We start from the raw sequence: 21628 nt of genomic DNA, 5'->3' as shown, positions 1-21628 counted from the left end.
TTCACAAAAAACAAAAGAAAAAGGCAGCAAACTTGCGCTTGCTGCCTTGTCTGATGGTTTTGCCTGGCTTAGTTGGGACGTATTGTCGCCAGAGCCAGTTCCGAGGTGTTCAAAGCCCCCTCGACAAAGCCCTGATAATCAGAATACGCTTCACCAACGATGTGGATATTCTTGGCACCGCTGCCAAAGTCGAAGGCCTTGAAAACATCCATGACCTTCCATGAGCGCACACCTGGTTGCCAGCCATGGTTGGCCGCACCATAAGGTGCCCTGGCCCAGTCGCGTATGCCATAGGTGACAATGGAATCCTTGATGAAGTCGCGGGTGTCTTCCAGCGACTTTTCTTCAAACATATGCTGGGCCTGGTCTGTCAGTTTCAAGCCGGAACGCTTGATATCGACGAGGCGTTTGACATCACGCGCGACAAACAGAGAGAAGGCATCGACGATCTTGACGTTCTGGTCGATCTCGGCGCGGTCATGCTTGTCGGTTTCCATGACGTAGTGTTTCCAGAATTCTGTCGATGGGCGGTCCATGTAGAGCAAGACCATGCCGTGACCATCCTTGTCCTGCCCTTGCGGGCGGCGGAAATAATGGATTTCACGGGTAGGCAGGCAACTCGCATATTGTTGCGGGCGCTGAGAATAATCCCACCATGGTGAATCTGTGACAAAGAACAGTTTTAGCATCGGGAAGCCATTCACCGCATCCAGTTGCGAAGAGACATGTTCAGGCAGGCAGGATGCCAGCTTCACCAGCGGCATTCTCGGCAAAGCCAGGATCAGCCTGTCAGTCTGCAATTGGATATTGCCATTCTTGGTATGTACATCCAGTTCCAGCCTGGGCTGGCCCATGGCGATTTGCTTGAAGCTGGTGAGCATATGGCCGCCGGCCAGAGTGACATTACTGAGGCTGCGCAATTTGGCCATCAGGCTCTCGGTCAGTTTTGCGGTGCCGCCATCAACGCTGGCCAGTTGCTGGCCTACGGTTTTCAGGGCGCGCAACCACCAGATGATCCATTCGATCGCATTCAGGTTTTCGGGGATCATGTGGTAGAAAGTGCCAGTATCGCGCAGCTTGGTCAGTGCCAGGTGGCTGAGTGCGCCTTCGGCAGACATGGCATTCCAGAAACCCATGCTCCACAGCGGCTGGCCATTGAGTTGTGCATGTTTGCGCATGCGCTGGTAATCAGCCTCAGTCTGCGCATCTATCCAGGCCTGGTCTTGTGGGTCTTGCCCCATCACCAGCATGATGCCGCGCTTGAGCAGTTGCAGGGAGTTGAGTCCCATTTCTTCTGCAGGCAAATCATAAGTAGGTGCGTTGACTTCTTCACCTTCTGGGCCGCTGAACTCGGTCAGCTTGACGCCCAGGTCACGGCACAATTTATCGAAGCGTGGTTGCAGGGTGGGTTCGAAACGCATAGGACCCCATTCAGCGATGAAGCCATCCAGATCCTCAGTCTCTATGCGACCACCCCAGCGGTCAGATGAGGCTTCCAGCACCACGACTTTTTGTCCGGCCAGCGCCAGGCGCCATGCGCAATACAGGCCAGAAATGCCGCCACCAGCAATGATCACGGGATGATAATTCATAGAAAACCTTTTTAATTTTGCGTGGTCTTTGCACGCTTATGTGTAGTATGTGTTTTACCGGAAGCAGCACAGCCCGCGCTCGAAACTAAAACCCGTTATTGGCCGCACGTCTTGCTGCTGCACGGGCACCAGCTTCACGCTGCCTTCTGTCTTCTTCGTCAGCCTGCCGCTTGGCGAGATCAGCAGCTCTTTGCTCATCCGCTTTTTTCTGCCTGTACTGAAAAGCTTCGTCGTCTTCCTTGCGTTTTCTGGCTTGCTGACGTTCATCAAATTCAGCGCTTTTCTTCTTCCAGTCTGTCTGTTGCCGACTCACATCTTCTGATGATGGCATATCGTTTTTGATGATGACTTCAGTGGCGCTTTTCGCGTTCTTGTCGCAGGGTTTATCGACAAAACTGGTTTTGCCGTCGGCAGACACGCACTTATAGATCTCACGTCCCTGTACGATAGTGACAGAGCACAGGGAAAGTACAAAAACAGCGAAACGATGGTATTTCATTGCGCCTCCATAAATCGAAAAAATGCTATCCGACACGCCAGGCTGGCATTAAACGCCACGCGCCCGATCAGCATGGAATTGCTGGACAAACTCAGGGAAACGCTCATCGTCGAGTGCTTTACGGATGTTTTTCATCAAATCCAGGTAATAATGCAGATTGTGGATGGTGTTCAAACGTGCGCCCAGGATTTCGCCAGTGCGGTGCAAATGATGCAGGTAAGCGCGTGAGAAGTTCTTGCAGGCATAGCATTCGCAAGTCGCATCCAGTGGTTCTTTTTCTTCCTTGTAACGGGCATTCTTGATCTTGATATCACCAAAGCGGGTAAAAATCCAGCCATTGCGCGCATTGCGGGTAGGCATGACGCAGTCAAACATATCGATGCCATTGGCAACGCCAGCCACCAGGTCTTCTGGCGTACCTACGCCCATCAGGTAATGCGGCTTGTTTTCTGGCAGCTTGGGGCCGACATGCGCGAGCACGCGCATCATGTCTTCCTTGGGCTCTCCTACAGACAGGCCGCCGATGGCGATACCGTGGAAATTCAGTTCATTCAAGCCAGCCAGGGACTCATCGCGCAGGTGTTCAAACATGCCGCCCTGGACGATGCCGAACAAGGCATTCGGGTTTTCACCCTGGTTGAATTCATCGATGGAACGCTTGGCCCAGCGCAAAGACATGCGCATGGATTTGCCTGCTTCTTCTGTCGTCGCTGGCCTGCCATCTATTTCATAAGGTGTGCATTCATCAAACTGCATGACGATGTCAGAATTCAGGGAACGCTGGATTTGCATGGAAATTTCTGGCGACAGGAACAAACGCTCACCACTGATAGGCGAAGAAAACTTGACGCCCTCTTCGGTGATCTTGCGCATTGCCCCGAGTGAAAATACCTGAAAGCCACCAGAGTCAGTCAGGATAGGTTTATCCCAGCCCATGAAATCATGCAAGCCGCCAAACTTGTTGATCACGTCCATGCCAGGGCGCAGCCACAGATGGAAAGTATTGCCGAGAATGATATGGGCATCAATCTCTTTCAACTCCAGCGGCGACATTGCCTTGACCGAGCCATATGTGCCAACTGGCATGAAGATAGGTGTTTCTATTTCACCATGGTTGACTTTGACACGGCCACGACGTGCAGCAGTAGTTTTATCTTTTTTAATCAGTGTGAATTCAAGCATGGTCTTCCCCGGAGGAATTGGTCAGCAGCATGGCATCGCCATAGCTGAAAAAACGATATTGTTGAGCAATTGCATGTGCATAAGCAGCGCGGACGCGATCATACCCGGCAAATGCCGATACCAGCATCATCAAAGTGGATTTTGGTAAGTGGAAATTGGTGATAAGCCTGTCCACGGTTTTGAATACATAGCCAGGTGTGATGAACAGACGGGTGTCGTCACTGCCCGCCTGCAAAGCACCAGCTTGTGAAGCAGATTCGAGCGCGCGCATGCTGGTGGTACCAACAGCAACCACTTTGCCGCCAGCGACTTTGGTGGCCTGCACTGCGGCCACGGTCTCATCTGGCACGGTATACCATTCGCTGTGCATCTGGTGATCTGCCAGGTTTTCGGTACGCACGGGCTGGAAAGTACCTGCGCCCACATGCAGGGTCACATAGGCGAGTTTAATGCCCTTGTCCTGGCAACGCTGCAACAGCGCCTCGTCAAAATGCAGGCCAGCGGTCGGCGCGGCTACTGCACCCGGCACACGGTTATACACGGTCTGGTAACGCTGCTCGTCAAAGTCATCTGCATCATGTTCTATATACGGCGGCAAAGGCAGGCGGCCATAGGTTTCCAGCAGCGTGAAGATATCAGACGGGAAATACAGGGTGAAAAACTCACCCACACGCTCACCGACAACCACGTCGAAACTATCAGCCAGGCGGATTGTACTGCCCGGCAGTGGTGACTTGGAAGCGCGCATCTGCGCCAGCACGCTGCGTTCCTTTTCATTATTCGACAGCACACGCTCTACCAGCATCTGTATCTTGCCGCCGCTTTCCTTGACACCAAAGAAACGTGCCTTGAGTACGCGGGTATCATTAAATACCAGCAAATCACCGGCAGACAGTTGATCTAAGACGTCAGCAAAATGCCGGTCTATCAGTTGATCGCCATCTACATGCAGGAGGCGCGAAGCAGTACGATCAGGCAAAGGAGTTTGCGCGATCAGGGCTTCGGGCAGTTCAAAATCAAAATCACTTAGGGAGTAGCGCATGCAAAAATTCGACAAAATTCAAGGTAATCAGGGAAAATAGGTAAAAAGCTGCTGCGCACTGTATAAAAAATCAGTAGAATGCAAAGCAAGAAGCTTGCAAGGCTATACATAACAGCAATGAATACGCTTTAAAATGCCAGAGCAATCATTTTTACCTGTCCTGAGACAATAGTAAGCTAAGAAAATAAGCTAACAGCAAAACCCACCATTTTACACCCCATGGCCGCTGAAGACCAAAGTGCAAGTGCAGAGTTAAATAATACACAAGCTGATGCGGCCATGGCTGGCAGCTATGCAATGCCTGAATCCAGCTCCAAAAAACCTGCAAAAAAAACCAAGGCCCCGGCCAATGCAAGCACTACTGCAGCCAAAGCCAGTGAAAAACTTGCCAAACTGGGCTTGCGCAAGGACATGGATTTTGTCTTGCACCTGCCCATGCGCTATGAAGACGAAACAGAAATCGTCAGCATGCGCGATGCATCTTTCCGTGGTGGCAGCAGTGTGCAGGTTGAAGGCCTGGTCACAGAATGCGATATCCAGTACCGCCCGCGCCGCCAGTTGGTGGTGACTATTGCTGACGATAGTGGGCAAGTGGTACTGCGCTTCCTGAATTTTTATGGCAACCAGACCAAGCAAATGGCAGCAGGTGTGCGGGTACGGGCGCGTGGTGAATTACGCCATGGTTTCTTTGGTGCGGAGATGGTGCATCCGCACTACAAGATCGTCAATGAAGGCGCACCTTTGCCTACAGCGCTGACGCCAGTTTATCCGTCTGGCGAAGGCGTGCCACAAGCTTTATTGCGCAAGGCCATTGCCAATGCCATGACACGCGTTAACTGGCGCGACACCCTGTCGCCTGCACGGCTGGCCGCCCTGCATTTGCAGGATTTTGAAAGCAGCATACGCACCCTGCACAATCCACCGCCAGATGTGGACCAGCATAGCCTGATAGAACGCGAACACCCGGCCTGGGAACGCATGAAATTCGATGAGCTGCTGGCCCAGCAATTGTCACTGAAGCGCGCACAAATTACACGCCGCAGCAAAGGTGCAAATGCCCTGCCACTGGTGGGTGAGCTCAGTAATGCCTTCTTGCTGAACCTGCCATTTTCACTGACCAAGGCACAGGAGAAAGTGCTGGCAGAGATACGCGATGATCTGCGTGAAGCCTTCCCCATGCAACGCCTGTTGCAGGGCGACGTAGGCAGCGGCAAAACCATCGTTGCAGCACTGGCGGCGGCGCAAGCCATAGACAATGGCTTTCAGGCGGCGCTGATGGCACCGACAGAAATTCTGGCCGAACAGCATTTCAGGAAAATCGCTGCCTGGCTGGAACCGCTCGGTGTAAAAACCGCCTGGCTGACCGGTAGCCTGAAGAAAAAAGAAAAAGACGCGGCCAATGCCCTCATCACCTCCGGCGAAGCGCAGTTGGTGATAGGCACCCACGCCCTGATACAGGACAGTGTGCAATTCAAAAAGCTGGGCCTGGTCATCGTCGATGAGCAACACCGCTTTGGTGTCAGCCAGCGCCTGAATTTGGCCAACAAGACTGAGGCTGGCAAAGTGCCGCATCAACTGATGATGTCGGCCACGCCTATCCCGCGCACATTGGCCATGACGTATTACGCTGACCTGGAAGTATCCATCATTGATGAATTGCCGCCAGGCCGCACACCTATTGTCACCCGCGTCATCGACCAAAACCGCCGCGATGAAGTCATCGCCCGCGTGCAGGCAGCGGGACAGGAAGGCAAACAAGTCTATTGGGTATGCCCACTCATAGAAGAATCAGAAACCCTGCAACTGCAAACAGCAACTGACACACACACCATGCTTGCTGAAGCCCTGCCAGAACTGAAGGTTGGCCTGGTACATGGCCGCCTGAAACCGGCAGAAAAACAGGCTACCATGGAAGCCTTCATCCGCAATGACAGCCAGGTGCTGGTGGCTACCACGGTGATTGAAGTTGGTGTTGATGTACCGAATGCCAGCCTGATGGTGATAGAACACGCAGAGCGTTTTGGCCTGTCGCAATTGCATCAGTTGCGTGGCCGAGTAGGCCGTGGTGCAGCAGCCAGTGTTTGCCTGTTGCTTTATCAAGGCCCGCTGGGCGGCACCGCCAAACAAAGGCTGGCCACCATGCGCGAGAGTAATGATGGTTTTGAAATTGCCCGCAAGGATCTGGAATTGCGCGGCCCGGGTGAATTCCTCGGGGCACGCCAATCCGGCGAAGCCATGTTACGCTTTGCCAACCTGGAAACTGATCAATGGCTGGTGGATAAAGCGCGTAATCTGGCTGATGATTTATTAAAAAATGACCCGGTCACCGTTGCCGCTCATCTGGAGCGCTGGCTGGGATATAAAGAAGAATTTTTGAGAGTGTAAAACCCTATGCTGAATATCCTGAATGTCGACGTCAATAATCCACAACATGCCAAAGACCTGGTCAGCATGCTCAATATGTATGCGCTTGACCCTATGGGTGGTGGCGAAGCACTCTCTGATTATGCCCAGGCCAATCTCATTAGTGAAATCAAAAAACGCAATACCGTGCGCGCCATCCTCGCTTATGTGGATGAGCAGGCTGCCGGTTTTGCAATTTGCATAGAAGGCTTTTCCACCTTTGCCTGCAAGTCTTTATTGAACATCCACGACTTTGCCGTGCATCCTGATTTTCGTGGCCAGGGCATAGGCAATAAAATGATGCAGCATCTGACTGCACTTTCTGAACAACAGGGTTATTGCAAGATGACGCTGGAAGTATTGGAGGGCAATACCCGTGCACAAAATCTGTATCGTGCAGAAGGCTTTGCACCTTACGAATTGAACCCGGAATTTGGTGGGGCGATCATCATGCAAAAGAAAATTGGCAAAGCCTGATTTCATCAATTTTCTAATAGAAATCAGCCAAATTTCTCCACCATAAAATCCACAAAACTGCGCAGCTTGGGCGTGCGGTATCTGTCTTGCAGATAAACCACGCTCAGCGCACGACTCGGCAATTCATGGTCGGGGAATAATTGCACCAAAAGCCCGGCCTTCACATCGGCCTGCAACAATATCGCTGGCTGCAAGACTATGCCCAGGCCATGCAAGGCAGCAACCCGCAAGGCCTGTCCGTGATTGACTTGCAAACGACCAGAGACAGGAACACGGTAAATGCCATCCTCGTCTTGCAAGCGCCAATTGGTAATGGCTGCCGGACTGAAAGACAGGCATTCGTGCTGTGTCAAATCTTCTGGCTTGCCTGGTGTGCCTTTGCGGGCCAGATAGTCAGGTGAGGCGCAAATCATCAGTCGATACGGGCTCAAGGATTTGGCGATCAAGGCAGAATCTGGCAATTGACCTATTCTTATCGCCACTTCAAATCCTTCCTCTAGCATATCCATGACGCGATCAGACAAGCTCACATCGACGCTGACTTCAGGATAGCGTTCCAAATATTCCGACAATGCCGGCATCAGGGCCTCTGTGCCAAAAGTAACTGGCGCAGTGATGCGCAGCTTGCCTGCCGGAGCCAGTTGCAGGTTTTGCGCCTGTTTGTCGGTTTCAGACACCAGTCTGAGGATTTCCTTGCAACGTGCATAGTAGTCCTCACCAAAGGCAGTCAGATGCTGACGCCGGGTAGTCCTTTGCAGCAATTGCATGCCCAGGCGTTTCTCCAGCATGCGTAAATGATTGCCTGCCATGGTCGCCGAAATCCCGCTAGCCGTGGCCGCCCCGCTCAGGCTGCCTTTTTCCACGGCAAAGACATAGACCTTCATGCTGTCCAGCAAATCCATTCAACACTCCTGATTATAGATGTATCAATCATAGACTCATTTATCTCATTTTAGTTTCAAATAAGAATAGCGCCTTGTTTGCATGCAGATGCTGGCGAACAAACAGCGATTCCCACACAATTTTTTGGAGCTACACCATGACTATCACCACACTTGCCTCCCGTTTTACCAACCGCACCGTCCTGATCACCGGCGGAGGAACCGGCATGGGCAAAGCCGCCGCCCTGCGCTTTGGCCGTGAAGGGGCAAACGTCGTCATCGCTGGCCGCCGTCCTGCGGAAATTAATCTGGTTGCCGATGAAATCAAGGCAGCAGGCGGCATCGCCCTGGCTATATCCGCCGATGTATCCGACGCCGAGCAAGTCCAGGCGCTGGTACAAAAAACCGTCGCCACCTTTGGTGGCTTGCACATGGCCTGGAATAACGCGGGCATCCTCGGTGGTTTCCAACCCTTCCAGGAAACCAGCCTGGCTGATTTTGATGTCGTCATGGCGACTAACCTGCGCGGCGTCTTCGCCTGTATGAAACATGAAATCGCCGCCATGCAGGAAGCTGGTGTAGGAGGTGCTATCGTCAACACCTCCTCCTGGACCGCCCACGGCGCCATGCCCGGCCTGTCCGCCTATGCAGCAGGAAAAGCCGCACTCGATGCCTTGACACGCACGGTCGCAGTCGAAGTCGGCCCCCTGCAAATCCGCATCAACAACGTCAGCCCCGGCATCATCGCCACCCCCATGGCAAGCGGCGTACTGGCATCCAGGACATCTGCACTGCCATTTGAAAAACAAACCCCTTTGCAGCGCATAGGCCAGCCGGAAGATGTTGCCGATGCAGTACTGTGGCTATTGTCCGACGATGCGCGCTTTGTGACCGGGCAAAGTTTGCTGGTGGACGGTGGCTTTACCATAGGCGGCTTGCGTCCCTGGTTTAATGGGTTTGTGGCGGAGCATGTTTGAGATTGATTTGAGCAATTAGATATCAGGCATTTGTCTGTTTTTTGCATACTTGAATCTTTCTCATGCGATTACCCTCCGCAGATACAAGCTGGGTCTCTGCCTGATGGCCGTTACGCATACGTCGTTGAGGATGACCAATTAACCTGTGTTTTGGGATTGCTGTTGTTTTTGACTTTTTGCAGTTCCCATGTGTAGCCGCCGTTTGTGCGGTACAGAAAATGGATTAAGAAGAGCCGCTGTCTGAGCCGCAGGCGAGTTTCGGATCTTCCCATTTTTTGTACTGCACAAACGGGAACCCCGCAGGGGCGGCTACGCCTGGGTCGCCTTTTTGGCTTACCTTTTTGGCGAAGCAAAAAGGTAAGTAGCCGCCGGTCTACCACCGGCTGGCGATCTTAAAATACGGATACAGGCATGTGAAGATCAAGGTATTCAAAACACCAATATCCAGACGTTAATAACTTTCACAATATGTCACGACCGCCACTGGATTCCTGCCAACAGCACGCAGGAATGACGTATTTTAATGTTACGGTAAAGTATAAAGAAATGGCTTCGGCAAAAGCCATCCGAGAAAACCTGCATCAATTTGCTGAGAGTGCAAATCCTCATTGGCAAATCATCTCCCCCACTCCATAGCCAAAATCACAACTACCGCCCCCACCTCATGTCAAGGTAAAATCCCCCAGAACCTAAAAACGACCAACGCATAAATGCCAAACGCACTGGCTATGTGCACACACAATATAAGGATCAGCAATGACTATAGATTTCAAAGGCCGTGTCGCCATCGTGACCGGTGCAGGTGGTGGTTTAGGACGTGAACATGCGCTGGCGCTGGCGGCGCGTGGTGCGAAAGTGGTGGTCAATGATCTGGGTGGTGCGCGTGATGGCTCTGGTGGCTCATCCGCTGCTGCGCTGGCAGTCGTCGAAGAAATCCGTGCGGCTGGTGGTGAGGCGATAGCCAACGGTGCATCGGTCACCGACTTTGAAGCGGTGCAGTCTATGGTGGCAGATACCATGGCGCAATGGGGGCGGATTGATATCCTGGTCAATAATGCTGGTATCTTGCGCGACAAGAGTTTTGCCAAGATGGATATCGCTGACTTTAAACTGGTGCTGGATGTGCATCTGATGGGTGCTGTGCATTGCTGCAAGGCAGTCTGGGCCATCATGACAGAACAAAAATATGGTCGCATCGTGATGACCACTTCCTCTTCAGGTTTGTATGGCAATTTCGGCCAGTCGAATTATGGTGCGGCCAAGATGGCCCTGGTTGGGTTGATGCAGACGCTGGCGCTGGAAGGGGCCAAGTATGATATCCGCGTCAATAGCCTGGCACCAACGGCGGCAACACGCATGACTGAAAGCCTGTTCCCGGCAGAATTCCTGGCGGCCCTGCAGCCGTCCGATGTAGTACCAGCCATGCTGGTACTGGCATCCGAGCAGGCACCTAGCCGTGCCATCCTGTGTGCGGGTGCGGGTAGCTTTGAGGCCGCGAATATCACCCTGACCCAGGGTGTCTGGGTAGGCCGTGGTGAAGATGCACCAGAGCAACTGGCAGCACGCCTGGCTGAAGTGCGCCAGCGTGAAGACGAATCTGTGCCAGAAAGCGGCGCGGCACAAGGACATCTGGAGCTGACCAAAGCCATGAGCCAAACCAAGGGCTAATCCTGCGCATGTAGATTCAAGAGGGGGTGGCGCATCAGGGCCACTCCTTAATCCCCTATCACAAGCCGTGCTCAAGACACTGCGCCAGATCAATAATCAGGCACACAGTCAGCATCTCATAAAGAATTTAGTTTCCGGCAGAGTATGCGCCAAAACAGCGAGATATCGTATATACAGTATGACTGTCAGAAAATACTCCCCCTGTCATTGTTAAATTCAGGAAAAAATTTACGCTCTGTACAAAGCTCTTGCTGACGCTGCACTCAGTCTGTGCCAAACTAACGGCATGACACTCACAGAATTAAAATATATTGTTGCCGTAGCCCGGCAAAAACATTTTGGCCATGCGGCAGAAGCCTGTTTTGTCGCCCAGCCTACGCTGTCTGTCGCCATCAAAAAACTGGAAGATGAACTGGGCGTCACTATTTTTGAACGTGGCGGCACCGAGGTTTCGACTACCCCGCTGGGGGCGCAGATTGTTGCCCAGGCTGAGCGCGTGCTCGAGCAAACCGCCGCCATCAAGGAAATCGCCAAACAAAACAAAGACCCGCTGGCTGGCCCTTTCCGCCTCGGCGTCATTTATACGATAGGCCCCTACCTGCTGCCTACCCTGGTGAAAACCATGATACAGCAGGTGCCGCAAATGCCTTTGGTGCTGCAAGAGAATTTCACCGTCAAACTCATGGAGTTATTGCGCCAGGGTGAACTGGATGCCGCCATCATGGCCTTGCCTCTGCCAGACCAGGGCATGATGATACAACCGCTGTATGACGAACCCTTTGTCGTCGCCATGCCGCGCACCCATGCCTGGGCAGAGCGCAAGGAAGTCTCAGCCGAAGAATTGAAGTCAGAAACCATGCTCTTGCTCGGCAATGGGCATTGCTTCCGCGACCAGGTGCTGGAAGTGTGCCCTGAAATGTCGCGCTTTTCCACGACGGGTGATGGTATTGCCAGGACCTTTGAAGGCTCTTCACTGGAAACCATACGTCACATGGTGGCGTCCGGCATAGGCATCACGGTATTGCCGATGGCATCGGTACCTGACATGGATGCCAAGGATGGCATGCTGCGTTACCTGCCTTTTACTGCACCAGCACCCGACCGCCGCGTCGTGATTGCCTGGCGCAAGAGTTTTACCCGCCAGGCTGCAATTGAAGCCATACGCAAGGCTGTCATGGCTTGTGATTTACCCGGCGTCACCATGCTCGACGAAGCGGCGAGCACTCAATAATTTTTATCTCCCCTGCACGATGAACAAAGAAGTGATCGCGACCACGCGCCTGCAATTGCGGGTACTGATGCCCGAACATGCACCCATGATGCAGCAATACCTGCTGCTCAATCGTCATCACCTGGCGCCATGGGAACCGGTACGTGACGAAGATTTTTTCTCGCTGGAAAAATGCGAAGAAAGGCTACTGGCCAGTTTCCGCCTCATGGAAGCTGGTCTGGCCATGCATTTTGCGGTTTGCCAGGATCAAACCATGATAGGCATCTGCAATTTCAGCAATATCGTCCGCGGTGCTTTCCATGCCTGTCACCTGGGCTATGCGATTGCTGAACAACAGCAAGGCCAGGGTTATATGCAGGAAGCAGTGCAGGCTGGCATAACCCACATGTTCCAGCAACAGGGTCTGCACCGTGTCATGGCCAATTATGTACCAGAAAACCAGCGCAGCGGCGCTTTGCTGGAACGCCTGGGCTTTGAAAAAGAAGGCTATGCCAAGTCTTATCTCAAGATTAACGGCGTCTGGCGTGACCATATTTTGACTGCTCTCGTTAATGTGGATAACTAAGCTGCATAACTAAGCTGAATAACTAAGCCAGACAATTAGAATCACAGCCACGAATTAACAAACTGCCCGTCATTGAGCTGGACGATAAGTATATACTGCGGTCTTTTGCGAAACACGCTGCTGAGATTCTGGAGTACTAGCCCGGCTCATCACATTTCTACAGAAAGCTTCAGTCCATGTCATTGTCCCGGATACTGGTGATACTTACCTGCGCCTGCGCGGCAGCCAGCTTGTTTACCTTTGACAGCCAGGCGCAAACCACTGGCGACGTACAAAATTCCAGCCCAGCCATCATCAATGCCAATGCTCAGCCCGGCCGCCCCAAAGTGGCGCTGGTTCTGTCAGGTGGCGGTGCACGCGGCTTTGCCCATATCGGCGTCTTGCGCGCCTTGCGTAAAATGCGGGTGCCTGTGGATATGGTGGTGGGCACCAGCATAGGTGCTGTCGTTGGTGGAGCCTATGCTGCCGGGCGCTCGGCCGATGAGCTGGAGCAAATCGTCCGTGATACCGATTGGGAAAGTGTGCTGGCCGACCGCCCTGCGCGTTACGACCTGGATTTCCGCCGCAAGGAAGAAGACTTGTTGCTGCCTTCGCGCATAGAGTTTGCAGTGACCAAGTCTGGCGTGTTTTTACCCCCTGCTGCAGCCGGTAATGCCGCGCTGGAAAATGCCCTGACACGCTTGATGCCTGAAGGCATGCGCGACCAGCCAGTCAATCAACTGGCCCTGCCTTTCCTGTCTGTCGCCTCCGACTTGTTGACTGGCGAAATGGTGGAATTGAATGACACGCCCTTGTTGATGACCATGCGTGCCTCGCTGGCATTGCCGGGCGTTTTTGCGCCAGTGCGTATCAAGCAAAAACTGGTCGTCGACGGTGGCCTTGTCAGTAACCTGCCGGTAGAACTGGCACGCGCCATGGGTGCGGATATCATCATTGCCGTCAATGTCGGCACGCCCCTGGCCAAGGAGCATGAACTCAATAGTGCCATTGATGTAACCAAGCAGATGCTGCAAATCCTGACCGAGCAAAATGTACAGCGCTCTATCAAGGACTTGCGCAAGACCGACGTGCTGATAGCACCAGAATTGTCAGGCACCAGCTTCCTGGATTTTGGCTTGTATCAGCAATCCATCAAGGCTGGCGAAATCGCCACCAACAAAATGGCAGCACAACTGAGTGCCTTGCGCGTGCCGGATGAACAGTATGCGGTGTTTGAATACCAGCGCTCTAACGCGGGTCAGGCTGCAAGAAATACTGCTGATAAATTACCACTGGCAAAGATAGAAGTGGAAGGACCGCGCTACATCAATCCGCAGGCTTTAATAGCGCAAACGGGTTTGAAGGCAGGCCAGATACTGTCGCAAGAGCAGATCAGGCAAGCCTCGGGCAAGCTGTATGGGCGCGGCGATATCGACAATATAGAAACCGTCATCAGTGATGAAGATGGCAAACGCAATGTGCTGATCAAACCGTCAGAGTCGAATTCCAGTCGTAACCGCCTGCGCGTCGGCCTGGAGCTGACCAGTGATTTTGCAGATGAAAATCGCTTTGGCCTGAGCGTCATGCATATTGCATCCTCACTCAATAATTATGGCGCTGAATTGCGTACTTTTGCCCGCATAGGCAGCCAACGTCAGTTGGGTACGCAATTCTGGCAACCACTGGCTTCTGGCTCCCCCTGGTATGTCGCCCCTTCTCTTGAATACAATGGCAGCAGCCTGGACTTGTATCAAGAGGGACGCAGAACCTTGCGCGTTGGCGTGCGCGGCACCCAGGCCAGCCTGGCTTTTGGGCGACAGCTGGATAATTGGGGCACCATAGAAGCTGGTGCCAGCCGTGGTTTTGGCAAAGTTGATTTCTTGTTACCTGCCAATGCAAACCAGGACAGTTTGCGTTATTACAGTACCACGCACTTCTTGCGCTTCCGTCTGGATACCCTGGATTCACTGGCCAACCCCAGCCGGGGCTATCTGGTTACCTCATCGTGGGAACAAACTTCAACACAGAATCCAGGCGAACGCTCGCAAGCACAATCGCAGATTGATGCCTTATCAGCCTTCCAGCTAGGCGAGTGGGCTGGGCATTTATATGGGGAATGGAGCCGTTCAGAACGTGGCGGTGCACCCAATCCACTGGGCGGTTTCTTGCGTCTGTCAGGTACGGCGAACAACTCACTGGATGGTGATGCCACGGCTTTTGGCCGCTTTGTGCTGGCGCGTAAAATCGGCTCATTGCCGACTACCATAGGTGGGGCGATACGGACCGGGTTTTCGATAGAAGTGGGCAATTCTTATGGCAATGGCCAGGCGCTGCGCCTGCACTCACTCAAGCAGGCAGCCAGTGCCTTTGTCTCTGTAGAAACGCGTTTTGGCCCGCTGTTCTTTGGTGCCGGGGCGACGCGTGGCAACGGCTCTTCGCTTTACCTTTTCCTTGGGCCTATCTGGTGAGTCAGACCTTTGACTGGCGCTGCCGTCTCTGGACGACGCAGCGCCGTAAAGGCTGAAAACTCCCAGGACCGGAAACCCACCAGCAAGGTAAAGCCATCGCGCTCTTCCGGCCTCAAACGGCGGTCATCCTGGTGCAGACGCGCCAGTTCGGCGGCCAGTTGCTGTATCTTTTGCACCATCTCCATGGCACTGTGCGATGACACCCGGGCAGGTACAAAGAGCAAAGTCTCGCCCTGCGCGGCAAAACTGCCATCAAAATAATCGCTGACCACCACGTCCCTGAAATATTGTTGCACCGGCCCGTCAGGACGCCAGTGGAATGCTGGCGACACCTTCAAACGGTAGCGATTCAGGGGACGCAATTCTATGACTTCGAGTTTGTCCAGCGCGACCATATGCAAGACGCATTCAGCTTCGGACAAATGATAGGTTTCTATGATTTGCTCCAGCGTCCAGTGCCCCAGACAGCAAATCGCCACCAGCAATAACTTGGGGTCGGCCATCAGCGACTGTTCTTGCGTCAGGCTCAGGGTATCGGCATGCGGTGTGACATCGGCAGCCTGGCGCAATACATCTTCCATGGCAATGCCTGAAGCCTTGCAGATTTCTGCCAGGCGCGACAGGCTCATATCCTTTTGCCCAAACATGCGCTTCATGCTGGATTCACTCATGCCTATGCGCTCGGCCAGCATTTTGTATGTCACGCCTGCGGCACGCAACTCTGAACGCAAGACTTTCAAGACCAATTCGGGTGAACTCATGAGTGCTTCCTGGCTAAATGTGAAATTTTGCAAATAGTACCGCAAATCGATACCAAAAATACTGAATAACTGTTCTTTCAGCAATTTTCTGGTACGTTTTTTTAATTATTGCGACACTTCGACCTGCAAAAGCGGCGTGAAGTTCAATAGCAGGCGTATCGATATTAAAACTCACCGCTGATGTAAATATGCAAGCAGTCTGTAAGCAAGAATTAAAGATTACAGGAGTCAGGGATGCGAACAGGAAGTGACACCAACAGTAATATGATTAAACACCGTGAAACGATACGCAGGTATGCCATTGCAGCGCTACTGACCTTTGCTGTATTTGGGCTGGGTTATATTTGCGGGCAAAAGACGGAGAGACAGGCACCCGCTATCAGCAAAGCCAATGGACACAATGAACTCAATGGCACACCCAGCCGCGCCAGTGTGCATTCTGATTTTTTAAAACAGCAACAAGGTCAAAAGCGCAGGGCTGCACTGATCGTATAAACCTCTAATCGTGTGATTGTCTAATCCCAAGATTGACTTGCCACATCCGCTTTAGATGCGCTTGCTTGAGATGGGATCAAACCAATGCACTACATCCGCAGCAAAGCCGACTGTCGTGCGCTGACCTGCTTCTACTGCCGTACCCGCAGGCGTACGGATGACCATGGGTTCACCACCACATAGGCCATGCACCAGCAAATCTGCCCCCAGCGACTCTACCAGTTGTACATCCAGTGGCAAACCTGGCATGCCTATGAACAAATGTTCTGGACGCACACCCAATATCAGTTCACGGTTGGCGACGCGCTCTGCTTCGCTTTGCACCAGCGGCAATGATACCAGTGCCTGACCTATTTGCATCTGCCTGCCATTTTCAGTCAGCTTGCCACGCAAGAGATTCATGGGTGGTGAACCAATAAAGCTGGCCACAAAGGTGGTGGCCGGGGTCGCATACACTTCAGCCGGTGTGCCTATCTGCTCAGCCACACCACCATTCATGACGATCATGCGCTGACCCAGAGTCATGGCCTCGACCTGGTCATGCGTGACATACAGACTGGTGGTACCCAGTGCCTTGTGCAGACGCTGGATTTCGAGACGCATTTGCACCCGCAATTTGGCATCCAGGTTTGACAGCGGTTCATCGAATAAAAATACTGCCGGTTCCCTGACGATGGCCCGGCCCATCGCAACCCGCTGGCGCTGGCCGCCAGAAAGCTGGCGCGGGGTCCTGTCCAGCAATGCACCCAGCTCCAGTATCTGCGCAGCTTTTTGTACCCGGGTCTCAATATCAGTCTTGGAAAAGCCACGTATCTTCAAACCATAGGCCATGTTCTGGTACACGCTCATGTGCGGGTACAAAGCATAGTTCTGGAACACCATGGCGATATCCCTGTCCTTGGGTTCCAGATTATTGACTACTCTGTCGCCTATGACGATATCGCCGGAAGTGATTTCTTCCAGCCCCGCGACCATGCGCAAGAGCGTCGATTTACCGCAGCCAGACGGTCCAACCATGACGATAAATTCACCATGATTGATATCCATGGAAATGCCATGGATGACAGCAACAGCCTTATCGCCCTTGCCGTAAGTCTTGGTGACGTTTTTAAAATGTAGTTGTGCCATACTATTTTTCGGAATCTACCAAACCTTTAACAAACCATTTTTGCATGATGACGACCACCAAGCCAGGTGGCAACATTGCCAGCAGCAGGGTCGCCATCACCATATTCCATTCGACTGCAGCATCACCGCCAGCAATCATGCGTTTGATGCCCACGCCTATCGGGTACATATTCTGTTCTGTCGATACCAGCAAGGGCCACAGGTACTGGTTCCAGCCATAAATGAACATGATGACGAACAGGGCAATCACATTGGTGCGCGACAGCGGCCACAGAATATCCTTGAAGAAGCGCAAGGGGCCAGCGCCGTCTATGCGGGCGGCTTCTGCCAGTTCATCGGGAACTGTCAGAAAAAATTGCCTGAACAAAAAGGTCGCCGTCGCCGAGGCGATCAGCGGCACTGTCAAACCCGCATAGCTATTGAGCATGGACAAGTCAGACACCACTTTATAAGTCGGGCTGATACGTACTTCGACAGGCAGCATCAGGGTGACAAAAATCATCCAGAAAAACAGCGTGCGGCCAGGAAAGCGGAAATACACCAGCGCAAAGGCAGACAACATGGAAATCGAAATCTTGCCAATCGCAATCATCAGTGCAGACACCAGGCTGACCCACATCATGCGCCCCACCGGGCTGCTGGCGACATTGCCTGATGTACCTGTGCCCAGCACCGCCTGCAGATTGATCCAGAGCTGGTCACCCGGTATCAAAGACATGGGTGCCAGTGCAGATTGTTCAGCCGTCTGGGTGGCGGCAACAAAGGCGACATAGATGGGAAAAGCCACCAGGCTGACACCAAGTATCAGGATAAAGTGGCTGAACATGCCCAGAAAAGGCCGGCGTTCTATCATGCTTAATACTGCACTTTCTTTTCTATGTATTTGAACTGCAGCACGGTCAAAACGATGACGATGCTCATCAATATGACTGACTGCGCAGCGGCACTGCCAAGATCACCACCCTTGAAACCATCATTGAAAACTTTGAACACCAGGATCTCGGTATCCTTGCCAGGGCCACCTTGGGTAGTCGCTTCAACGATTGCAAAGGTATCAAAAAAAGCGTAGACGATATTCACGACCAGCAAAAAGAAAGTGGTTGGCGTCAGCAAGGGGAAGACGATGGTGAAGAAGCGTTTCCACGGCCCGGCACCATCTATAGCAGCCGCCTCGATTAACGACTTGGGTATGGACTGCAAACCCGCCAGGAAGAATAAAAAGTTATAGCTGATCTGCTTCCAGACTGCAGCCAGGACAATCAATATCATGGCGTGACGGCCATTCAAGAGATTATTCCACTCGATACCAAAATGACGCAGGCCATGGGCAACAATGCCCAGTGTGGGGTTGAGCAAGAACATCCACAGCACGCCCACTACCACAGGTGATACCGCATATGGCCAGATCAGCATGGTCTTGTAGATGGAACTGCCCCTGACTACCCTGTCTGCAAAAACCGCCAGCAGCAAAGACAGGCTCAACCCCAGCACAGCCACCAGACTGGAAAACATGGCCGTGGTCTTGAATGCTGCCAGATAAGTTTCATCAGCAAACAGAGACTTGAAATTATCAAACCAGACAAACTGCGTAGACATGCCAAAGGCATCCTGCAACAAGACGGATTGATACAGGGCCTGTACCGCAGGCCAGAAAAAAAACAGCACCGTTACCAATAGCTGCGGCAAGAGCAGCAGATAAGGCAACCAGGCTGAACGAAACCGCGCACGCTTTTCCAAAAAAACCTCATTGAATAACTTTAAAACCGAAAAGCTCACCACAGAGGCACGGAGACACAGAGGGGGCACAGAGGAAAAACAAAGACAATGCGCTTCTTTGCTCGCTTTGCTTTTCTCTTGATTTTCTCTGTGCCTCTGTGCCTCTGTGTTGAGAGGTCTTGATCTTGACTTTACTTATTCGCTTTTTCGAAACGATCCAGTAACTCATTGCCCCGCAAAACAGCATTGTCCAGCGCGGCCTTGGCTGACTTTTTGCCGCTCCAGACGGATTCCAGTTCTTCATCCATGATGGTGCGTATCTGGACAAAACTGCCCAGGCGTATGCCACGGGATTTGTCCGTGGTCTTGACGATCATTTGCTGGACGGCGACGCCAGGGCCTGGTGTTTTTTCATAGAAGCCAGACTTTTTGGTCATCTCATAGGCTGCATTGGTAATAGGCAGGTAGCCGGTTTCCTGATGCCATTTGGCCTGTACTTCAGGCTGCGAGAGGAACTTGTAAAACTTGGCGACGCCCTTGTATTCCTCTGTCTTCTTGCCATTCATGCTCCACAGCGAAGCGCCACCAATGATGGTGTTTTGCGGTGCGCCTTTGACGTCAGAATAATACGGTAGCGGTGCAACAGCAAATTTGAACTTGGCATTCTTGGCCACATTGCCGTAGGCAGAACTGGACGAAGTCAGCATGCCGCATTCACCGGAATAGAATTTCGCTTCCGGCTCATTCTTGCGACCGGCATAGGTGAAGTAACCTTGCTTGGCCCAGTTTTCCAGGTTTTCTATGTGGCGTACATGCAGGGGACTATTGAAGCTCAGGCGAGCATCGAGGCCGCCAAAGCCATTGCCTTTGGAAGCGAATTCTACATTGTGCCAGGCTGAAAAACTTTCCAGGTGCACCCAGGTTTGCCAGCCTGTGGTGTAAGCGCATTTTTCGCCACTGGCTTTAAGGCGGGCGGCGGCGGCGACCACTTCTTGCCAGGTTGATGGCGCCTTGTTGGGGTCCATGCCAGCCTTGGCGAACATGTCCTTGTTATAGTAAAACACGGTAGTTGAACTATTAAAGGGGAAAGACAGCATCTCCCCCTTGGGTGAAGTGTAGTAACCCGCCACTGCGGCCACATAACCGGACGCATCGAATTTCTCGCCTGCGACTTTCATGACTTCGGATACCGGCTTGACCGCACCCTTGGCATACATCATGGTCGCAGTACCGACTTCAAACACCTGCAATATATGCGGGGCATTACCAGCGCGGAAGGCCGCGATACCCGCGGCCAGGGCTTCGTCATAACTGCCTTTATAGACAGCGGTGACCTTGTACTCATTCTGGCTTTTATTGAATTGCTCAGCCAGTGCAGTAACCCGGTCACCCAAGGCTCCAGTCATCGAATGCCACCAGCTTATTTCAGTGACTGCATGGGCAGAGCTGGCAAAGCTCATCAATACAGCGGCACTGGCCCAAGCCAGTTTGGTTTGCAGTTTCATAGATAGTCCCGGAAAACTTGTAATAATAATTATATTGGCCCGCTACAAAATCATGGTCAGCAAATGCCATGATGCATTCAGATTCTTGCTGAATGGCATCTAATGTAGCAATTCGTTAAGATATCACTCCGCACCACTCTGTGTATAGATAACACTTATAATTCTGCCATGCGCAACAACAAAGCTGAATCATGAATTTCTTGCTGACTCGCCTGGGCTGGTACATCAAACTGGTCAGGCTGCACAAGCCCATAGGCATACTCTTATTACTCTGGCCTACGCTGGCAGCGCTGTGGATAGCCTCGAATGGCCAGCCGGACTGGCATCTGGTATTGATTTTCAGTCTGGGCACGGCCCTGATGCGCTCTGCCGGTTGCGCGATCAATGATTATGCTGACCGTGACTTTGACCGCCACGTCAAACGTACCGCAGACCGGCCACTCACCAGTGGCAAGATATCCGGCAAAGAGGCTGTCGGTGTCGCCGTAGTACTCGCCCTGATTTCTTTTTGCCTGATCCTGCCGCTGAACAACCTGACCAAGATGCTCTCGGTCGCTGCTGTTGTGGTTGCAGGCAGCTACCCTTACTTCAAGCGTTTCTTCGCCATACCCCAGGCCTATCTGGGCATTGCCTTTGGTTTTGGCATACCCATGGCTTTTGCGGCAGTGCAGAATACCGTACCTGTGGCGGCCTGGATTTTGCTGCTGGCGAATGTATTCTGGGCGGTTGCCTATGACACCGAGTATGCGATGGTGGACAGGGATGATGACTTGAAGATAGGCATCAAGACGTCGGCCATTACCTTTGGCAGCTATGATGTGCTTGCCGTCATGCTGTGCTATGCACTCAGCTTCATGCTGATATCACTGACAGGCTGGCAATTGGGCCTGCGCACCTGGTTCTTCGCTGGCATGGGCGTGGCAGTGGCATTTGCGCTCTACCATTACACCCTGATACGTGACCGTGAACGCATGGCCTGCTTTGCTGCTTTCGTGAATAACAATTGGCTGGGCGCAGCAATCTTTGCTGGCATTGCCATTGACTATGCAGTAAAGTAAT

At 52.6% G+C, this 21628-nt stretch carries 19 protein-coding genes; 9 read left to right on the top strand and 10 right to left on the bottom strand.

Features of this window, described 5'->3' with window-relative positions; translation table 11 throughout:
* Positions 1 to 68: 68 nt before the first annotated feature.
* The 4 genes from ACO0LD_RS11280 to queA form a co-directional block, all read right to left on the bottom strand.
* Positions 69 to 1592 carry a flavin monoamine oxidase family protein gene (locus ACO0LD_RS11280; RefSeq protein ID WP_423006716.1) on the bottom strand — a complete coding sequence of 508 codons (1524 nt, stop codon included), beginning with the start codon at positions 1590 to 1592 and terminating at the stop codon, positions 69 to 71.
* Positions 1593 to 1677: 85 nt separating this feature from the next.
* On the bottom strand, positions 1678 to 2091 hold the full coding sequence (locus ACO0LD_RS11275) for a hypothetical protein (protein WP_423006714.1): 414 nt from the start codon (positions 2089 to 2091) through the stop codon (positions 1678 to 1680).
* 48 nt (positions 2092 to 2139) lie between these two features.
* On the bottom strand, positions 2140 to 3273 hold the full coding sequence (gene tgt, locus ACO0LD_RS11270; protein WP_422640532.1) for a tRNA guanosine(34) transglycosylase Tgt: 1134 nt from the start codon (positions 3271 to 3273) through the stop codon (positions 2140 to 2142).
* Positions 3266 to 4315: a tRNA preQ1(34) S-adenosylmethionine ribosyltransferase-isomerase QueA gene (gene queA, locus ACO0LD_RS11265; protein ID WP_423006712.1), complete on the bottom strand. Its 1050-nt coding sequence runs from the start codon at positions 4313 to 4315 to the stop codon at positions 3266 to 3268. The genes tgt and queA overlap by 8 nt, the downstream gene beginning before the upstream one ends.
* A 219-nt stretch (positions 4316 to 4534) precedes the next feature.
* On the opposite strand from queA, the gene recG reads away from it, so the two are divergent.
* A complete protein-coding gene (gene recG / locus ACO0LD_RS11260; protein WP_423006710.1) occupies positions 4535 to 6700 on the top strand; it encodes an ATP-dependent DNA helicase RecG in 2166 nt (721 codons plus the stop codon).
* A 6-nt stretch (positions 6701 to 6706) separates the two neighbouring features.
* Positions 6707 to 7195 (top strand): GNAT family N-acetyltransferase, encoded by a 489-nt coding sequence (locus tag ACO0LD_RS11255; protein ID WP_423006708.1) that lies wholly within the window; start codon positions 6707 to 6709, stop codon positions 7193 to 7195.
* A 23-nt stretch (positions 7196 to 7218) separates the two neighbouring features.
* Here ACO0LD_RS11255 and ACO0LD_RS11250 read toward each other — a convergent pair whose 3' ends face one another.
* Positions 7219 to 8097 (bottom strand): LysR family transcriptional regulator, encoded by an 879-nt coding sequence (locus ACO0LD_RS11250; protein WP_423006706.1) that lies wholly within the window; start codon positions 8095 to 8097, stop codon positions 7219 to 7221.
* Positions 8098 to 8234: 137 nt separating this feature from the next.
* On the opposite strand from ACO0LD_RS11250, the gene ACO0LD_RS11245 reads away from it, so the two are divergent.
* From ACO0LD_RS11245 to ACO0LD_RS11225, 5 genes are all read left to right on the top strand, one after another.
* A complete protein-coding gene (locus ACO0LD_RS11245) occupies positions 8235 to 9053 on the top strand; it encodes an SDR family NAD(P)-dependent oxidoreductase (RefSeq protein WP_423006704.1) in 819 nt (272 codons plus the stop codon).
* A gap of 756 nt (positions 9054 to 9809) precedes the next feature.
* Positions 9810 to 10721 carry an SDR family NAD(P)-dependent oxidoreductase gene (locus ACO0LD_RS11240; RefSeq protein WP_423006702.1) on the top strand — a complete coding sequence of 304 codons (912 nt, stop codon included), beginning with the start codon at positions 9810 to 9812 and terminating at the stop codon, positions 10719 to 10721.
* A 286-nt stretch (positions 10722 to 11007) separates the two neighbouring features.
* Positions 11008 to 11952 carry a hydrogen peroxide-inducible genes activator gene (locus ACO0LD_RS11235; protein WP_423006700.1) on the top strand — a complete coding sequence of 315 codons (945 nt, stop codon included), beginning with the start codon at positions 11008 to 11010 and terminating at the stop codon, positions 11950 to 11952.
* Positions 11953 to 11971: 19 nt separating this feature from the next.
* Positions 11972 to 12517, top strand: coding sequence for a ribosomal protein S5-alanine N-acetyltransferase (gene rimJ / locus ACO0LD_RS11230; protein WP_423006698.1), 546 nt, complete (start codon positions 11972 to 11974; stop codon positions 12515 to 12517).
* Positions 12518 to 12693: 176 nt separating this feature from the next.
* Complete coding sequence (locus ACO0LD_RS11225; protein WP_423006696.1) at positions 12694 to 14964, top strand: patatin-like phospholipase family protein; 2271 nt, start codon at positions 12694 to 12696, stop codon at positions 14962 to 14964.
* Here ACO0LD_RS11225 and ACO0LD_RS11220 read toward each other — a convergent pair.
* Complete coding sequence (locus ACO0LD_RS11220) at positions 14937 to 15725, bottom strand: helix-turn-helix domain-containing protein (protein WP_423006694.1); 789 nt, start codon at positions 15723 to 15725, stop codon at positions 14937 to 14939. The two genes, ACO0LD_RS11225 and ACO0LD_RS11220, sit on opposite strands and share 28 nt — an antisense overlap.
* A gap of 234 nt (positions 15726 to 15959) precedes the next feature.
* Between ACO0LD_RS11220 and ACO0LD_RS11215 the strand changes: the two genes are divergently transcribed.
* Entirely contained in the window at positions 15960 to 16220 is a 261-nt protein-coding gene (locus ACO0LD_RS11215; RefSeq protein WP_423006692.1) for a hypothetical protein, read from the top strand.
* Between the two features lie 51 nt (positions 16221 to 16271).
* On the opposite strand, the gene ACO0LD_RS11210 is transcribed toward ACO0LD_RS11215, so the two are convergent.
* The 4 genes from ACO0LD_RS11210 to ugpB all read right to left on the bottom strand — a co-directional run bounded on the left by ACO0LD_RS11210 (position 16272) and on the right by ugpB (position 20569).
* Positions 16272 to 17348, bottom strand: coding sequence for a sn-glycerol-3-phosphate import ATP-binding protein UgpC (locus ACO0LD_RS11210; RefSeq protein ID WP_423006690.1), 1077 nt, complete (start codon positions 17346 to 17348; stop codon positions 16272 to 16274).
* A 1-nt stretch (position 17349) separates the two neighbouring features.
* Complete coding sequence (ugpE, locus tag ACO0LD_RS11205; RefSeq protein ID WP_423006688.1) at positions 17350 to 18201, bottom strand: sn-glycerol-3-phosphate ABC transporter permease UgpE; 852 nt, start codon at positions 18199 to 18201, stop codon at positions 17350 to 17352.
* A gap of 2 nt (positions 18202 to 18203) precedes the next feature.
* Entirely contained in the window at positions 18204 to 19085 is an 882-nt protein-coding gene (gene ugpA / locus ACO0LD_RS11200; RefSeq protein ID WP_110255157.1) for a sn-glycerol-3-phosphate ABC transporter permease UgpA, read from the bottom strand.
* Positions 19086 to 19255: 170 nt separating this feature from the next.
* Positions 19256 to 20569 (bottom strand): sn-glycerol-3-phosphate ABC transporter substrate-binding protein UgpB, encoded by a 1314-nt coding sequence (ugpB, locus tag ACO0LD_RS11195; RefSeq protein WP_423006686.1) that lies wholly within the window; start codon positions 20567 to 20569, stop codon positions 19256 to 19258.
* A 191-nt stretch (positions 20570 to 20760) separates the two neighbouring features.
* Between ugpB and ubiA the strand changes: the two genes are divergently transcribed.
* A complete protein-coding gene (gene ubiA, locus ACO0LD_RS11190; protein ID WP_423006684.1) occupies positions 20761 to 21627 on the top strand; it encodes a 4-hydroxybenzoate octaprenyltransferase in 867 nt (288 codons plus the stop codon).
* Position 21628 lies beyond the last annotated feature (1 nt).

The organism is Undibacterium sp. Ji83W, assembly GCF_049340385.1.
In the GTDB taxonomy this organism is placed as follows: domain Bacteria; phylum Pseudomonadota; class Gammaproteobacteria; order Burkholderiales; family Burkholderiaceae_D; genus Undibacterium.
Note: the sequence above shows the minus strand (reverse complement) of the source record. Positions and strands in the feature narration are given on the sequence as shown.

Coding starts and splice junctions, on each gene's coding strand:
- ugpB (WP_423006686.1), bottom strand. CDS start 20,569: ATGAAACTGCAAACCAAACTGGCTTGGGCCAGTGCCGCTGTATTGATG.
- ACO0LD_RS11255 (WP_423006708.1), top strand. CDS start 6,707: ATGCTGAATATCCTGAATGTCGACGTCAATAATCCACAACATGCCAAA.
- ubiA (WP_423006684.1), top strand. CDS start 20,761: ATGAATTTCTTGCTGACTCGCCTGGGCTGGTACATCAAACTGGTCAGG.
- ACO0LD_RS11225 (WP_423006696.1), top strand. CDS start 12,694: ATGTCATTGTCCCGGATACTGGTGATACTTACCTGCGCCTGCGCGGCA.
- tgt (WP_422640532.1), bottom strand. CDS start 3,273: ATGCTTGAATTCACACTGATTAAAAAAGATAAAACTACTGCTGCACGT.
- ACO0LD_RS11215 (WP_423006692.1), top strand. CDS start 15,960: ATGCGAACAGGAAGTGACACCAACAGTAATATGATTAAACACCGTGAA.
- ACO0LD_RS11275 (WP_423006714.1), bottom strand. CDS start 2,091: ATGAAATACCATCGTTTCGCTGTTTTTGTACTTTCCCTGTGCTCTGTC.
- ACO0LD_RS11220 (WP_423006694.1), bottom strand. CDS start 15,725: ATGAGTTCACCCGAATTGGTCTTGAAAGTCTTGCGTTCAGAGTTGCGT.
- ACO0LD_RS11250 (WP_423006706.1), bottom strand. CDS start 8,097: ATGGATTTGCTGGACAGCATGAAGGTCTATGTCTTTGCCGTGGAAAAA.
- ACO0LD_RS11280 (WP_423006716.1), bottom strand. CDS start 1,592: ATGAATTATCATCCCGTGATCATTGCTGGTGGCGGCATTTCTGGCCTG.
- ACO0LD_RS11240 (WP_423006702.1), top strand. CDS start 9,810: ATGACTATAGATTTCAAAGGCCGTGTCGCCATCGTGACCGGTGCAGGT.
- ACO0LD_RS11235 (WP_423006700.1), top strand. CDS start 11,008: ATGACACTCACAGAATTAAAATATATTGTTGCCGTAGCCCGGCAAAAA.
- ACO0LD_RS11245 (WP_423006704.1), top strand. CDS start 8,235: ATGACTATCACCACACTTGCCTCCCGTTTTACCAACCGCACCGTCCTG.
- recG (WP_423006710.1), top strand. CDS start 4,535: ATGGCCGCTGAAGACCAAAGTGCAAGTGCAGAGTTAAATAATACACAA.
- ACO0LD_RS11210 (WP_423006690.1), bottom strand. CDS start 17,348: ATGGCACAACTACATTTTAAAAACGTCACCAAGACTTACGGCAAGGGC.
- queA (WP_423006712.1), bottom strand. CDS start 4,315: ATGCGCTACTCCCTAAGTGATTTTGATTTTGAACTGCCCGAAGCCCTG.
- ugpE (WP_423006688.1), bottom strand. CDS start 18,201: ATGATAGAACGCCGGCCTTTTCTGGGCATGTTCAGCCACTTTATCCTG.
- rimJ (WP_423006698.1), top strand. CDS start 11,972: ATGAACAAAGAAGTGATCGCGACCACGCGCCTGCAATTGCGGGTACTG.